We start from the raw sequence: 15,256 nt of genomic DNA, 5'->3' as shown, positions 1-15,256 counted from the left end.
TATTGACGGCGCTCGACAAGGGCGCCGCGCTGATTTTGGGATTGTAAGATGAATATTGCAGGGACTGTTGGTGCGAAGCAATGGACGCGGATTGCCTGCGTCGTCTTCCTGTTCGCGACGCCGGTGGCGTTGACAGCTTGCCAGAGCGATCCCGACATCGACATCACCAAGTTGGCCGGCGAGACCGATCCGCCCGAGGTTCTCTACAATCAGGGCCTTGCCAACCTGAACGCGGGCAAGGTGACGGAAGCATCCCGCAAGTTTGAGGCGATCGACCGCCAGCATCCGTTCTCCGAATATGCCCGCAAGGCGCTCGTGATGAACGCCTTCGTCAACTATCGCCAGGGGCGGAATGAGGAAGCGATCTCCGCCGGCAATCGCTACCTGAACCTCTATCCGGAATCGGAAGACGCAGCCTACGCGCAGTACATTGTCGGCCTCGCCTATGCGAAGCAGATCCCGAGTGTTACGCAGGACCAGCGGGCCGCCACGAAGACGATCGAGGCGATGCAGAACGTCGTCACGAAGTATCCGAAATCGGAATACGTGGAAGACGCGCAGACCAAGATTCGCTTCGCGCGCGACCAGCTCGCCGGCAAGGAGATGCAGGTCGGCCGGTACTATCTGGAGCGGAAGGAATATCTCGCCGCCATCACGCGCTTCCGCACCGTCGTTGAGCAGTACGGCAATACGAATCAGATCGAGGAGGCCCTCGCGCGTCTCGTCGAATCCTATTATGCAATGGGTCTTGCCAGTGAGGCGCAGACCGCTGCGGCCGTTCTCGGTCATAACTATCCGGACAGCCAGTGGTACGCGGACTCCTACAAGCTTCTCCAGTCCAAGGGGCTGGAGCCGCGTGAAAATGGTGGTTCCTGGATTTCGCGCGCCGGCAAAAAGCTGATCGGCGCCTGAGCAAAGAGATATGGTCCTGAATGCTGGCACAGCTTTCGATCCGCGATATTGTCCTGATCGAACGGCTTGATCTGGGGTTCGATGCCGGTCTATCCGTGCTGACTGGTGAAACCGGCGCTGGCAAGTCTATTCTCCTCGACAGCCTGTCGCTTGCCCTTGGCGGGCGAGGGGACGGTGCGCTTGTGCGCCACGGTCTCGATAAGGGCCAGGTCACGGCCGTTTTTGACGTGCCGCCCGGTCATTTTGCCCGGGCGCTCCTGCGCGACAACGGCATCGATGACGACGGCGATCTCATCTTCCGCCGCGTGCAGTCGGCGGACGGCCGCACCAAGGCTTATGTCAACGACCAGCCGGTCTCTGTTCAATTGATGCGTCAGGCCGGCCAGCGGCTCGTCGAGATCCACGGCCAGCACGACGACCGGGCGCTGATAGACACCGATGCGCACCGGATCCTGCTCGATGCCTTTGGCGGACTGGGCGAGGCTGTGAGCGAGGTGGCGGTGCTCTATCAACGCTGGAAGGAAGCCGAACGCGCGCTTCGCCGGCATCGCGACAAGGTAGAGGCGGCAGCCCGCGAAGCCGACTATCTCAGGTCCTCGGTGGAGGAACTGGAGAAGCTCTCGCCACAGGACGGCGAAGAGGAGGTTCTCGCCGAGGACCGCACGCGCATGATGAAGGCCGAGCGCATCGCAGGCGATATCAACGAGGCCAGCGATTTCCTCAACGGCAACGCTTCGCCTGTGCCGGTTATCGCCTCGATGGTTCGGAGGCTCGAGCGCAAGAGCCAGGAGGCGCCTGGCCTGCTGGAGGAAACTGTCGAACTGCTCGGCCGTGCGGTCGATCAGCTTTCCGATGCGCAGATGGCGGTGGAAACAGCGCTGCGCAAAACGGAATTCGATCCGAAGCTCCTGGAGCGGACGGAGGAGCGCTTGTTCGCTCTGCGCGCGGCCTCGCGCAAGTACTCCGTTCCCGTTGCGGGATTGCCGGCGCTCGCCGCAAAAATGGTCGCCGATCTCGCCGATCTCGACGCAGGCGAAGAGAAGCTTACCCAATTGGAGCAGAACGTGAAGGAGATGCGCGCGGGCTTTGACGCTGCTGCGCGGTCGCTTTCCGATCGCCGGCACCATACGGCGGATGGGCTTTCCGCTGCCGTGATGGCGGAGCTTCCGGCGCTGAAGCTGGAGCGCGCGCGCTTCATGGTTCACATCACGACCGATCCGGATGGCGGCGGCGAGGACGGTATCGACACCGTCGAGTTTCATGTCCAGACCAATCCTGGCACACGCCCTGGTCCGATCATGAAGGTGGCTTCGGGCGGTGAGCTTTCGCGTTTCCTCCTGGCGTTGAAGGTTGCGCTCGCCGACCGTGGTTCCGCACCGACGCTGGTCTTTGACGAAATCGATACGGGGGTCGGCGGCGCGGTTGCCGACGCGATCGGGCAGCGCCTGAAGCGCCTGTCCTCGACGGTGCAGGTTCTTTCCGTCACGCACGCGCCGCAGGTGGCTGCGCGCGCAGCCACGCATCTCCTGATCTCGAAGGGGCCCGTGGAAGGCAGCGAAGCTGTCGCCACCCGGGTTGCGCGCATGGACGACGGTGCTCGCACCGAGGAGATCGCGCGCATGCTGGCCGGCGCATCGGTGACCGAAGAGGCGAGGGCGGCGGCGGCACGGTTGCTGTCCGGTGGCGTATAGCTATCGAGGACGTCGGGCAGTCACCGCACCCGGACTGGAGACTTGTCCGCAGGCGATGCGCCTGATCTCTTTGGGAACGTCGATAGCTGATCTTTCCTTTCATGCCAGTTGCTCTAAAACAATTCGCGGAATCGCGGAGTGAACCATGGCAATCGAGAAGATCCCAGTCGAGAACCTGACAGAGGAAGAGGCTGCGGCCGATCTGGCCTTCCTTGCGGCCGAGATTGCGCGGCACGACGAGCTCTATCATGGCAAGGATCAGCCAGCGATCTCGGATGCCGACTACGACGCGCTGAAGCATCGGAACGAGGCGATCGAGGCGCGGTTTCCGGCACTTATCCGCGCCGACAGCCCGTCCCGCCGGGTGGGTGCCGCTCCGCTGCCGACCTTCGCGCCGATCGTCCACGCCCGGCCGATGCTGTCGTTGGACAACACCTTCTCTGACGAGGACGTGCGCGATTTCATTGCCTCCGTCTATCGCTTCCTCGGCCGCTTGCCGGACGATTCGATTGCCTTCACCGCCGAACCGAAGATCGACGGGCTCTCCATGTCGATCCGCTACGAAAACGGCCGGCTCGTGAACGCCGCCACGCGTGGCGATGGCACGACTGGGGAGAACGTGACCGCCAACATTCTCACCATCAACGAGATACCGAAGGTTCTGCCTGCCGGTGCCCCCGCGATCGCAGAGGTGCGGGGCGAAGTCTACATGGCCAAGAGCGACTTCCAGGCGCTGAACGCGCAGATGGCGGCGGAGGGAAAGCAGACCTACGTCAACCCGCGGAATACGGCTGCCGGTTCGCTGCGACAGCTCGATGCATCGGTGACGGCGAGCCGCAAGCTCCGCTTCTTCGCCTATGCCTGGGGCGAGATGTCGGACATGCCGGCCGACACACAGTTCGGCATGGTCGAAACGTTCAAATCCTGGGGGGTTCCGGTCAATCCGCTGATGAAGCGGCTTTTCAAAGTCGAGGACATCATCGCGCATTACCGCGAGATCGGTCTTGACCGACCGGATCTCGACTACGACATCGACGGCGTGGTCTACAAGGTCGACCAGCTCGATCTGCAGGCACGCCTCGGCTTCCGCTCCCGCTCGCCGCGCTGGGCGACGGCGCACAAATTCCCGGCCGAACAGGCCGTGACGACGCTGACGGCAATCGACATACAGGTCGGCCGCACCGGGGCGCTCACGCCGGTTGCGCGACTGGAACCGGTCACCGTCGGGGGAGTCGTCGTCACCAATGCGACACTGCACAACGAGGACTATATCCGCGGCCTGGGCAATAGCGGCGAGCCGATCCGCGAGGGGCGCGACATCCGCATCGGCGATGTCGTGATCGTCCAGCGCGCCGGCGACGTGATCCCGCAGATCGTCGACGTGGTGATGGAAAAGCGGCCGTCGGACGCGACGCCGTATGGATTTCCCAAGACCTGCCCGGTCTGCGGCAGTCACGCCGTGCGCGACATCAATGAGAAATCGGGCAAGGTCGATGCGGTGCGGCGCTGCACGGGCGGATTTGTTTGCCGGGCGCAGGCGGTCGAGCACCTGAAGCACTTCGTTTCCCGCAACGCCTACGACATTGAAGGGCTCGGATCCAAGCAGATCGACTTCTTCTTCGAGGCAGAGGATCCGGCGCTCGCAATCCGCACGGCGCCGGACATCTTCACGCTGGAGAAGCGTCAGACCGATTCTCTGACCAAGCTCGAGAACATCGAAGGCTTTGGCCGCGTCAGCGTGCGCAAGCTGTACGAGGCGATCAACGCGCGGCGTACGATTGCGCTCAATCGCTTCATCTATGCACTCGGCATCCGCCATGTCGGAGAGACGACGGCGAAGCTGCTTGCCCGTGCCTACGGCAGCTATGAGGCGTTCGAGCGGGGCATGAAGGACGCGGTTTCCCTCAGCGGCGACGCGTGGAACGAACTGAACAGCATCGACGGCATCGGTGAGGTGGTCGCCCGCGCGATCGTCGAGTTCTACAAGGAGCCACGCAATATCGATGTGATCGAGCGCCTGTTGCTGGAAGTTGCGCCCGAACCGGCGGAAGTGCCGGTCACTAGCGACAGCCCGGTCGCGGGCAAGACCGTCGTCTTTACCGGTTCCTTGGAGAAGATGACGCGCGATGAGGCCAAGGCCATGGCCGAGCGGCTTGGCGCCAAGGTCTCGGGCTCCGTCTCGAAAAAGACCGACCTCGTCGTCGCAGGGCCGGGTGCGGGCTCGAAGCTCGACAAGGCGCGCGAATTCGGCGTCGAGGTGATCGACGAGGACCAGTGGCTCGAGCGGGTCAAGGCCTGATGGTTATCGCGTGATGTGCCGTTCAGGCTGAACGCTGGCGGCGGTCGGGGCCTTCCTGGATGACGACGAGCGCACCGATCAGGGGCTGGTCTTCGGCATAGCAAGGCGTCAGCCTGCGGCGGATCACCACCACCTTGCCGTCCATTTCGCGCGCATTGGTGTGCTCGACCGTTTCTCCGGAAAAGCAACGGTCGAGATTGGTCTTGATCCGGGCGTCGAACCGGGCTGCGCCGACGATGTCGCGGACATGGCGCCCGACGAGTTCGTGTGGTTTGCGGTTCAGTCGCGCTGCGTCGGTGGCATTGGCATAGAGATAGCGGTAGTCGGTCGTGACGACCGACACGCGTTCCGGCAAGGTGTCGAGTTGGCCCACGTCGAGCACGCCGTTGCGGATCGGTGCTGGCAATGCAGGTAGACCGCCGTTGTCTGTCGGGTGGGTGCGTACGGTGATGTAGCGCCGCAGGAGCGCCTCGATCAGATCGGCATTGCTGCGCACGCTGGAGGCATCGTCCGCTTCCTCGCGAAGCAGGCGCAGCAGCGACGTGAATTGGGCTTGCTGTTCCGCCGCATCGCTCGTCTGGTGATCGACAAGCGCGGTCAGGGAAGAGGTCAGTTCACGATCGAGACGATGGACGAGCGGCGTGTTGTCGGCTGAAACAGCGTCCTGAAGGCGGCGATAGTGCTCCCAGAAAGCCTCCGTCAGGCGCTCCATGGTCCTGTGGGCAGGCCCTGTGCGCCCGCTATGAGATTCCGTATCTGCCATTCGCCCCGCCGACCCGATTCGACAACCTTTCCGGTTGTGGCGAGGATAGGCGGGTTCGACCCTTTGGTGAAGCGAAAATCGGTTTCGCACTTCGCCAGTCATCGAAGGCGGCAATCACTCAGGAGTTGCCCAACCAGAGCTGTCCTGTCCTACAGGTGCGGCCTGAACGAGCCTGCCTAAGCCACCGGCGCGCTCATTTGGCGCCCGTGGAATGGCTTCCGTTATCCGTTGGATTTCTTTGCCTTCTTCTTTTTGGCGATCGGAGCGTCGCCCGGCGCGCCCTTCGCACGTGGCCCCTTGCCTTTGAAGCCGCCCTCCTTGAAGCCCCTGTCATCCTTGCCGTGGAACTCCTTGCCCTGGGAGGTCTTCTTCCCGAAGCTTGGCTTGTTCCAGGCGGGGGCCTCGTCAGAATTTCCTGCGGTGCGCGGGCCCTTGGCCGCATCCTTGCGGAACGGCCTGTCGCTGGTTTCTGCCGCAGCGGGGCGCTTTTCGAATTTGTCGAACTTGCGCTTCGGCTTGCCCCCGTCGCGCTCGCCTCCGTAGTCGCGCTCTTTCCGGAAGCGATCCGGCTTATCGAACGCAGGCTTGCCGCGGGGTTTGCCAGTCAGGTCGGGCGTGCCTTCCAGTGGTGTCACGCGTATACCTTGCTCCAACAGACGCTTCGGCCCGACCTTGGCGAGAAATGCCTCGGCGACATCTGCGGAAAGCTCCACGTACGTCTCTTCCTGCTGCATTTTGATCGCGCCGATCTCATTCTTGGTGAGGTTGCCGTTCCGGCAGAGCATCGGAATCAGCCAGCGCGGCTCGGCGTTCTGCTTGCGTCCGACAGAAATGGAGAACCAACGGCTCGGGCCAAACTCTTCGCGCGGGCGTCGCGGCGTTGGCTCTGCTCCGTCTGCATGAGTGCGTTCCCGAGGGGCGCGCCGCTGGTCGAGGTTAACCTCTCTCAAGTCTTCCGGCGCCGAACGGCCGGCGCGATAGAGCCTGGCGAAAGCCGCGGCGATCTGCCGGGGCTCGACGGCGGCAAGCAGCGTATCGACGAAGGCGTTTTCGTCCTCGGCAATCGCTTCGCTCAAGACCGGATCGGCCAGCAGCCGCTCGTCGTCGCGTTGCAGGATCGCGTCGGCTGACGGAGGCGAGGCCCATTCCGCCTTGATCTTGGCGCCGCCAAGCAGGCGCTCGGCCTTGCGAATGGCGGGGAGGGGGACGATCAGCGCGCTGACACCCTTACGGCCTGCGCGGCCGGTGCGGCCACTGCGGTGCAGCAGCGTTTCCGGATTGGTCGGCAGGTCGGCGTGGATGACGAGTTCCAGGTTGGGCAGGTCGATGCCGCGGGCGGCCACGTCCGTGGCGATGCAGACTCGGGCACGACCGTCGCGCATCGCTTGCAGGGCATGGGTGCGCTCATTCTGTGACAGTTCGCCAGACAGGGCCACGACGGAGAAGCCGCGGTTGTTGAAGCGGGCGGTCAGATGGTTGACGGCCGCTCGCGTCGAGCAGAACACGATCGCCGTTTGCGCTTCGTAGTAGCGCAGCACGTTGATGATCGCGTTTTCCCGGTCGGAAGGGGTGACGGCAAGCGCGCGGTACTCGATGTCGACGTGCTGGCCGCGTTCGGCCGCGGTCGATACGCGGATGGCGTCGCGCTGGTAGCTGCGCGCCAGTTCCTCGATCGCGCGTGGCACGGTCGCAGAGAACATCAGCGTGCGCCGTTCTTCGGGGGCTGCTTCCAGGATGAATTCCAGATCTTCTCGGAACCCGAGGTCGAGCATCTCGTCGGCTTCGTCGAGGACGACGGCGCGCAGCTCGGAAAGGTCGAGCGAGCCGCGGTCTATGTGGTCGCGCAGGCGCCCCGGCGTGCCGACGACGATCTGTGCACCGCGGTCGAGCGCCCGGCGTTCGTTGCGTATGTCCATGCCGCCGACGCAGGAGGCGATCACCGCACCGGTCTCGCCGTAGAGCCATTCGAGTTCGCGCTTCACCTGCAGGGCCAGTTCACGCGTCGGGGCGATCGCCAGTGCCAGGGGGCGCGCAGCCGGGCTGAAGCGGTCGTTACCCTCAAGCAGCGTCGGGGCGAGCGCCAGGCCGAAGGCAACGGTCTTGCCCGAGCCGGTCTGGGCCGAGACCAGAACGTCGGACCCGGTCAGTTTCGGATCGGAAACGGCCTTCTGCACGGGGGTCAGGGTGGTGTAGCCGCGTTTTGCCAACGCGCTCGCCATCGCCGGAGCGAGGCCTTCGTATTCGGTCATCTCGGGTCTTTCGGATAGTGTCGTTTCGCGGAACCCTGATGGTAAGAGGGCGCCGGATCGCGCATCGGCCTACATGCGGCCGACCATTTGGACGTGTACCTACTGCGAAGCGGCCGAAAAGTACAGCGACAATATTGCATATGCGAACATCGCCCGAACAAGGGCCTGAAACCACGTTGTCGATTGTCTTTTTGCGCTGCACAAGATAGAAAGCGGCGCTGCCGCAAAAAAGCCAAGATGCAACGGTGGCGGGCGCCCAGGGAGAGGGCGTTGATGGATTGGAGGATCCGACGGATGCAGACCATCACGACGATCGCGGGATTGCGCGCGGCACTCGCGCCCTATCGTGCGGCCGGAAAGTCGATCGGGCTCGTTCCCACCATGGGCTATCTCCACATTGGCCACATGGAGCTGGTGCGTCGTTCACGCATCGAAAATGACATTGTTGTCGCCTCGATCTTTGTCAATCCGCTGCAATTCGGCGCAAACGAGGATCTTGGGCGCTATCCGCGCGATTTGCCGCGCGATCAATTGATGCTCGAACAGGGCGGCGTCGACTTCCTCTTCGCACCTGGCGTGTCAGACATGTATCCGCGCCCGATGGAGACTGTCGTTGACGTGTCCACGCTCGGCTCCAAGCTCGAGGGCGAGGTGAGGCCAGGACATTTTGCGGGCGTCAGCACGGTCGTCACCAAGCTTTTCAATATCGTCGGGCCGACACGCGGCTATTTCGGCGAAAAGGATTTCCAGCAACTGGCGATCATCCGCCGCATGGTCGAAGACCTTGCACAGCCGGTCGAGGTGATCGGCGTGCCGACAGTGCGGGAATCGGACGGGCTCGCCTGTTCCTCCCGCAACGTCTATCTCTCGCCGGAGCAGCGCGCTGCCGCCGTGATCGTGCCACGCGCGCTGGACGAGGCTGAAAGGCTGATCGCAGCCGGAGAGAAGGATGCCGGCAAGGTCGAGGCGGCTGTTAGGGCCTTTGTCTCGACCGAGCCGCTGGCGGAACCGGAGGTTGTCGCGCTGCGGGACCCGGAGACGCTCGCACAAATCGCCGAAATCGGCGAGAAACCTGTTCTATTGTTGCTTTTCATCCGGTTTGGGAGCACGAAGCTGCTCGATAACCGGGTCATCGGCACGAATACGGTCAAGCAGTAAAGGTAGTCTGACGATGAGCGTACACGTATCGAAACGGCGTCTTGCCCCCGCGGACATAGCCGCCCTCAAGGGCCAGCGCCCCATTGTCAGCCTTACGGCCTATACGACGCCGATCGCCAAGCTGATGGATCCGCATGTGGACTTCATGCTGGTCGGCGACTCGCTCGGCATGGTGCTCTATGGCCTCGATTCCACCGTCGGTGTGACACTGGAAATGATGATCGCGCATGGCCAGGCTGTCATGCGGGGCTCCAGCAATGCCTGTGTCGTCGTGGATCTGCCGTTCGGGGCCTATCAGGAATCGAAGGAACAGGCCTTCCGGAGTGCGGCCCGCGTGCTGAAGGAAACCGGCTGCAGCGCCATCAAGCTCGAAGGCGGCGCGGAAATGGCGGAAACGGTGGCGTTCCTGACCCAGCGCGGCATCCCCGTGCTTGGTCATGTCGGCCTCATGCCGCAGCTGATCAATACGACCGGCGGCTACCGCTCGCTCGGCCGCAGCGACAAGGAAGCCGACAAGATCCGCCGCGATGCCAAGGCCATCGACGATGCCGGCGCATTCGCCATCGTAGTGGAGGGAACGGTCGAGCCGCTTGCGCGCGAAATCAGCGGCCAATTGAGGGCGCCCACGATCGGTATCGGCGCATCGCCGGCCTGTGACGGGCAGGTTCTGGTGGTGGACGATGCACTCGGCATCTTCACGGATTTCAAGCCGCGCTTTGTCAAGCACTTCGCCAATCTGGCACCGCTGATGAGCGAGGCCTTTGCGGCTTACGCAGAAGAAGTCAAGGCGCGGACCTTCCCGGGACAGGAGCATACCTTCCAGGTGAAGAGCAAGACAGCCTGAGCGCCGGTCAGCGCCTGATGTCCCTCTGTTCCTCCAGGCGATAGAGGGCGTCGGCAAGTTCCTCCATCTTGCCAAGCAGTGCAGTGTGCGCGTCGCGCAGGCCGCGATTGTAATGATGCGGGCCGATCTGCCCCGAGAGGAAGTCCAGCAAAAGCTCGGCCGGGAGCGTGCCGATGTCCTGTTCGAGCTCCTCGGTGAAATAGACCTGGATGGCGCGGACGATGTCCGCTTTTTCCTGTTTGGGGAGCTCGAGCTTTTTCATAGGTGCCATTCCTCCAGCCAGCGGTAGAGATAGCGGAGCCTACGGATACGGTTCAGCAAAATCAATGAATGCATCAGCCTAATTCAATTGCCCTGAACGCTTGGTGGGAATAGAGGGGGCCGGTCAACGAAAGGCACTCCCCTTGAGCAAGGCTGATTTCATCGAAGGTATGCGCATTGCGACGCCGGTGTGCATTTCTGCCGCCCCGTTCGGCGCCCTGTTTGGCGCGGTTGCGGTCGCAAACGGCCAGACGATTGCCGAGGCGGCTCTGATGAGCCTCACCATGTTCGCCGGTGCGAGCCAGCTCGTTGGCATCGAACTGTTCGGCCAGAAGATCGAGCCCTGGATCATCGTGCTGTCGATTTTTGCGGTGAACTTCCGGCACATTCTCTATTCGGCGGCGATCGTGCCCTATGTGCGGCATTTCACACTGATCGAGAAGTTCTTCGCGTTCTTCCTGCTGACCGATCCGCAGTTTGCCGAGACGGTCAATTGGGGCGAGTCGGGGCGCAGGGTGAGCTTTTGGTGGTACCTCGGCTATGGGGCCATGATCTATGTGCCGTGGCAGGTGTTGACCGTGCTCGGTGGTATCTTCGGTCAGTTGATCGGCGATCCGAAGCTGATCGGCATCGATGTGCTGCTGCCGATCTATTTCATGGCGCTGGTGCTCGGCTTCCGCAAGCGGCCGAATTTCCTGCCGATCGTCGCGATGAGCGGTGCCGCCTCGGTGATCGCCTACCACACCGTCGGCTCGCCCTGGCACGTCAGCATCGGCGCGGTCGCCGGCATGCTGCTAGCGGCAGCGCTTCCGGTGAAGCGCACGGCTAAACACGAAGCGACACGGGAGGCCTGACATGGAGGCGTACTTCCACACAGATATGGTGCTCATCATCCTCGCAGGCGCCGTTGCGACCTTCCTGACGCGCATCGGCGGCTACGTGATGATGACGCAGATGAAGTCGATCCCGCCCCGTCTTGAAGCGGCGCTGAACGCCGTGCCGGCGGCAGTCCTGACGACACTCGTCGCACCGGCCTTCTTCACCGGAGGGCCGGATGTGCAGGTCGCCATGGCCGCCGCCCTGATCGCCAGCCTTCGCCTTTCCATCCTGCCCATGCTTTTCGTTGGCTGGTGCGCGGTCATGCTGATGCGCTACGCGTTCGGCGGGTAGCGGCATTATGTGATATGCCTGCCGATCCTGGGACCGGGAGGTGCGAGTGGCTGAGGCCTCTTGTCCGCGGCGGGTAATTGCGATGAAGATGCTGCACGTTGTACTCATTTCGCCGCTTGATTTCAGGGGAGATGCAGCATGGACCGGTTCAGCGGTGGTTGCCTATGCGGCGACGTTCGAATTGTTGCATCCGGACGTCCATACCGGGTCGGCCTTTGTCATTGCCTCGACTGCCGCAAACATCATGGAGCCCTTTTTCATGCTTCCGCGATATTCCCTCAGGATGCGGTGACGATCGAAGGCGAAACAAGCGACTACGCCGGGCGGTTTTTCTGTCCCCGCTGTGGTTCGCCCGTATTCGCGCGTACCGAAGACGAAATCGAAGTGAACCTGGGATCCCTTGATACCCCTGACCAACTCATGCCGACCTACGAACTCTGGACAGTCCGTCGCGAATCCTGGTTGCCGCCGTTTCCGCTCAAGAATCGATACGACCGCGATCGTGATGCCACGAGCCGCTTTGAGGATTAGTTCATACGAACGGACAGTGCGAAGGTGCCGATACCTCAGACGCCGTGGCTGAACGGCGCGGTCGCGGCAGTCAGCCAATCGCGCACTTTAGCATCCTCGATCAACGGCATCAGCGCCTCGCGCGTCTGCGCATGATACGCGTCGATCCAGTGCAATTCCTCGCGGGTCAGGAGTTCCGTCAGGATCAGCCGCTTGTCGATCGGGCAGAAGGTTAGCGTTTCGAAGCCGAGCATATCGAGATCGCCGCCTTCAACTGGCGTGGCGGGAAGCGTGTAGATCAGGTTCTCGATGCGGATGCCGAAGCTGCCGGGTCGATAGTAGCCTGGCTCGTTCGAGAGGATCATACCCGGCAGCAGTTCCTGGGTTGAGAGCCGGGCGATGCGCTGCGGTCCCTCGTGAACGGAAAGATAGGAGCCGACGCCGTGGCCTGTGCCGTGGGCGAAATCCGCACCGGCCTTCCAAAGCGCGATGCGGGCGAGCGGGTCCAGATCGCAGCCGCGCGTGCCCTTGGGGAAGCGCGCGGTGCTGATGGCGATCATGCCCTTCAGGACGAGCGTGAAGAAACGCTTTTGTTCCTCCGGCACGTTGCCGATTGCGACCGTGCGGGTGATGTCGGTCGTGCCGTTGATGTATTGCGCGCCTGAATCGATCAGGAACAGCGTTCCTTCTTCGAGTTTCGTATCCGTGTCGGTAGTCACGCGGTAGTGCATGATCGCGGCATGGGCGCCGGCGCCGGAAATCGTGTCGAAGGAGATGTCCTTGAGCGGGTTCTGCATGCGCTCGCCGACGGCAGCGCGGCAGGCCTCCAGCTTCTTCGTCACGTCAATCTCGGTCAGCGTTCCGGGGCGGCCGGAGTCGAGCCAGGCGAGGAATTCCACCACCGCCGCGCCATCCTGCAGGTGCGCCTTGGCCGACCCTGCAAGCTCCACCTCGTTCTTGCAGGCGCGAGGGAGGCGCGCGGGGTCTGCTGCTTCGATCACCGTGCCGCCGGCAGAGCGGATTGCTTCGGCGAGTGCAAACGGCGCCTGGTCCGGGTCGATCTGGATCTTCTTACCCGCGCTGGAAAGAGCCGAAATGTGCCCTTCGAACTCGGAGGGCGGCAGGAAGTCGGCAAGCTGGGTGAGGTAGGCTTCTTCCTCGATGCCCGTCCTGCGCTTGTCGATGAAGAGCTCGGCCTTGCCATTCGCATGCAGGATGGCGCGGGCGAGGGGGTGCGGGGTGTGCGGCACGTCGCTGCCACGGACGTTGAACAGCCAGGCGATTGTGGACGGATCCGTGATGGCGAGCGCATCGGCGCCTGCCTCGCCAACCTTCGTCGCCATCTCCGCGATCTTGTCCTTGGCCAGCTTGCCGGCGAACTCCTGGGGCTGGATGCGCACACGCCCGAGCGGCTCGGCGGGACGCTCTGCCCATATCCGATCGAGCGGGTTGTGACCGAGCTGAACCAGCGCGCCGTCGATTTCCTTCAGCGCCTTCTCCAGCTTGCGCACCTCGGCTCCGGTGTGCAGCCAGGGGTCGATCCCGAGGCGAAAGCCCTTGGTCACGTGTGTGGGGAGCCATTTGTGCGGCGGTTCGTTGACGAGATCGCCGCCCTTGAAGACGCTGCCATCCACCTGCTCGGCGAGTTGTGTCACATAGCGGCCGTCGACGTACACGATCGCTTCGCCACGCGTGATCAGTGCAACACCAGCAGAGCCGGTAAAGCCCGTCAGCCAGGACAGCCGTTCGGCGCTCTTCGGTACGTACTCTCCCTGGAACTCGTCGGCGCGGGGCACGAGAAAACCGTCGATGCCAAGCGTGTCGAAGGTGGCGCGTAGTGCGTCGGCACGCTCGCGGCCGAACTGCGGGGTAGAGGTGACGTCGAAACTCTGGAACATGATCTGACTTCCGGGTGTAACTGGACTCGCCACGACTTTAGAGCAACTGCCGACGAAGTGAAATCGCGGGCGGGTGCATTGTTCACCGTGCAAGCCGATATCGCCACGAGGTTGTTGAAAGACGGTAAGCCGCCGCTCTTCCCATGCGCTAAACGCATGGCTCCCATTCCCAAATACTGCTGTCTTTAATTTTTGTTTCGGTTATAAAGCGCTCAACGAAGCGAACGCGATTTGCGTTCGAAACGAAAGTGAAATGAAAGTTTCGCCGAAAGGCGATAGAGCTAGGTGTTCCGACCAGACGCTTGTCCGGTCACTCCTCCTCCCTCCTCCGGGTAGGCGTTCGGAGCACTTAGAGTCCGCTAGAGCCTCCTCCTCCTTAAGCTCGCGGACAGGCCGGCTTGCCGGTCCTAGGCGGTGCCTTTGGCACCGCCTTTCTCTTTCCAGAACCTCCCGGCCGTATTTCTGCACGGCCGGGAGGTTTTTCTTTTTCAAACATGTCTGCCGAAAGTGGAAACCAGTTTCGGCAGACATGCGAAATGGCAGAGGGGCGAATGCGTGCAATCGAATCCGAAAGGTTGCGGACGCCATTCAGGGCCTGTCGAGGTGGATCGTCACCCAACCGTTGCGCCAGATCGTGCGGACATGCCGCAGACCCACGGCGTTGTAGGCCGAAAGGACTTTCCAGCGCTGATTGGCGAGGATGCCGGAAAGGACGACGTGTCCGCCGGGCGCAAGATGCGCCACGAGCTGTGGCGCCATCCGCATCAGGGGCCGGGCGAGGATATTGGCGATGATCAGGTCGAACGGGCCGTGGCGGCGGAAGGCCGTGTGATGGAATCCAGGCGCGGTTTCCAGGGTGATACCGCTGGCGATCCCGTTGATGCGGACGTTTTCGCGGGCCACTTTCGTTGCGATCGGATCGATGTCGGTCGCAAGTACCGGAACGGGGGCGAGTTTACGGGCGGCGATCGCCAACACGCCGCTGCCGGTGCCGAGGTCGAGCGCGGAGCGGATCTTCGTCGAGCGCATGACGGTCTCGATTACTTCCAGGCAACCCGCCGTCGTGCCGTGGTGGCCGGTGCCGAAAGCCTGGCCAGCATCAATTTCTATGGCGATCTCGCCCGCGCGCGGCGTGCCACGATCATGCGAGCCATGGACCACGAACCGACCAGCGCGCACCGGCTGCAACCCTTCCAGTGACTTGGCGATCCAGTCGACGTCGGGGATGTCTTCCCGCTCGATGGTGGCATTGGGGAAATCCTCCTGCACGATGGCTGCGAAGCGCTCGCGCATCTCCTCTTCCTCGTCAGCCATCAGATAGAGGGAGGCCTCCCAGATGTCGGCCTTCTCGTCGATCTCCATGGTGGCGATAGCGTAGCCTTCTTCCTCGAAGGCATCGGACATCAGGGCGAGGATCGCTTCGGCATTCTTCTCGGTCGTACTGATGAAAAGGCGGATTTCACTCACGGTCGGGCAGTCCCTGTAGCGTTGGCCGGACTGG

Annotated in this window: 13 protein-coding genes; 8 read left to right on the top strand and 5 right to left on the bottom strand. The window is 62.7% G+C overall.

Annotated elements, in window-relative coordinates:
* The first annotated feature begins 48 nt into the window (after nt 1-48).
* The 3 genes from IB238_RS09710 to ligA all read left to right on the top strand — a co-directional run bounded on the left by IB238_RS09710 (nt 49) and on the right by ligA (nt 4,902).
* Nucleotides 49-912, top strand: a complete 864-nt coding sequence (locus tag IB238_RS09710; RefSeq protein WP_192245696.1) for an outer membrane protein assembly factor BamD — start codon at nt 49-51, stop codon at nt 910-912.
* A gap of 20 nt (nt 913-932) precedes the next feature.
* The gene (gene recN, locus IB238_RS09705) at nt 933-2,603 is read left to right on the top strand and encodes a DNA repair protein RecN (protein ID WP_192245694.1); all 1,671 of its coding nucleotides are present in this window, start codon (nt 933-935) and stop codon (nt 2,601-2,603) included.
* 145 nt (nt 2,604-2,748) lie between these two features.
* Nucleotides 2,749-4,902 (top strand): NAD-dependent DNA ligase LigA, encoded by a 2,154-nt coding sequence (ligA, locus tag IB238_RS09700; RefSeq protein WP_192245692.1) that lies wholly within the window; start codon nt 2,749-2,751, stop codon nt 4,900-4,902.
* Nucleotides 4,903-4,924: 22 nt separating this feature from the next.
* On the opposite strand, the gene IB238_RS09695 is transcribed toward ligA, so the two are convergent.
* Complete coding sequence (locus IB238_RS09695; RefSeq protein WP_192245691.1) at nt 4,925-5,665, bottom strand: PAS domain-containing protein; 741 nt, start codon at nt 5,663-5,665, stop codon at nt 4,925-4,927.
* Nucleotides 5,666-5,886: 221 nt separating this feature from the next.
* A complete protein-coding gene (locus IB238_RS09690) occupies nt 5,887-7,914 on the bottom strand; it encodes a DEAD/DEAH box helicase (RefSeq protein ID WP_192245689.1) in 2,028 nt (675 codons plus the stop codon).
* 294 nt (nt 7,915-8,208) lie between these two features.
* Here IB238_RS09690 and panC point away from each other — a divergent pair, with 294 nt between their 5' ends.
* Both panC and panB read left to right on the top strand, forming a co-directional pair.
* On the top strand, nt 8,209-9,072 hold the full coding sequence (gene panC, locus IB238_RS09685; RefSeq protein ID WP_192245687.1) for a pantoate--beta-alanine ligase: 864 nt from the start codon (nt 8,209-8,211) through the stop codon (nt 9,070-9,072).
* A gap of 13 nt (nt 9,073-9,085) precedes the next feature.
* Nucleotides 9,086-9,916 carry a 3-methyl-2-oxobutanoate hydroxymethyltransferase gene (panB, locus tag IB238_RS09680; RefSeq protein WP_192245685.1) on the top strand — a complete coding sequence of 277 codons (831 nt, stop codon included), beginning with the start codon at nt 9,086-9,088 and terminating at the stop codon, nt 9,914-9,916.
* Between the two features lie 7 nt (nt 9,917-9,923).
* On the opposite strand, the gene IB238_RS09675 is transcribed toward panB, so the two are convergent.
* Nucleotides 9,924-10,178, bottom strand: coding sequence for a DUF2164 domain-containing protein (locus IB238_RS09675; protein WP_192245683.1), 255 nt, complete (start codon nt 10,176-10,178; stop codon nt 9,924-9,926).
* A gap of 142 nt (nt 10,179-10,320) precedes the next feature.
* On the opposite strand from IB238_RS09675, the gene IB238_RS09670 reads away from it, so the two are divergent.
* The 3 genes from IB238_RS09670 to IB238_RS09660 all read left to right on the top strand — a co-directional run bounded on the left by IB238_RS09670 (nt 10,321) and on the right by IB238_RS09660 (nt 11,878).
* Nucleotides 10,321-11,031, top strand: coding sequence for an AzlC family ABC transporter permease (locus IB238_RS09670; RefSeq protein WP_192245681.1), 711 nt, complete (start codon nt 10,321-10,323; stop codon nt 11,029-11,031).
* Nucleotide 11,032: 1 nt separating this feature from the next.
* Nucleotides 11,033-11,347, top strand: coding sequence for an AzlD family protein (locus tag IB238_RS09665; RefSeq protein ID WP_192245679.1), 315 nt, complete (start codon nt 11,033-11,035; stop codon nt 11,345-11,347).
* Nucleotides 11,348-11,485: 138 nt separating this feature from the next.
* Nucleotides 11,486-11,878 carry a GFA family protein gene (locus IB238_RS09660; protein WP_192245677.1) on the top strand — a complete coding sequence of 131 codons (393 nt, stop codon included), beginning with the start codon at nt 11,486-11,488 and terminating at the stop codon, nt 11,876-11,878.
* A gap of 35 nt (nt 11,879-11,913) precedes the next feature.
* On the opposite strand, the gene IB238_RS09655 is transcribed toward IB238_RS09660, so the two are convergent.
* Nucleotides 11,914-13,755 carry an aminopeptidase P family protein gene (locus IB238_RS09655; RefSeq protein ID WP_192245675.1) on the bottom strand — a complete coding sequence of 614 codons (1,842 nt, stop codon included), beginning with the start codon at nt 13,753-13,755 and terminating at the stop codon, nt 11,914-11,916.
* A gap of 588 nt (nt 13,756-14,343) precedes the next feature.
* Nucleotides 14,344-15,222 (bottom strand): 50S ribosomal protein L11 methyltransferase, encoded by an 879-nt coding sequence (locus IB238_RS09650; RefSeq protein ID WP_192245673.1) that lies wholly within the window; start codon nt 15,220-15,222, stop codon nt 14,344-14,346.
* Between the last annotated feature and the right edge of the window lie 34 nt (nt 15,223-15,256).

The sequence above is a fragment of the Rhizobium sp. ARZ01 genome (genome assembly GCF_014851675.1).
Classification (GTDB): domain Bacteria; phylum Pseudomonadota; class Alphaproteobacteria; order Rhizobiales; family Rhizobiaceae; genus Mycoplana.
Note: the sequence above shows the minus strand (reverse complement) of the source record. Positions and strands in the feature narration are given on the sequence as shown.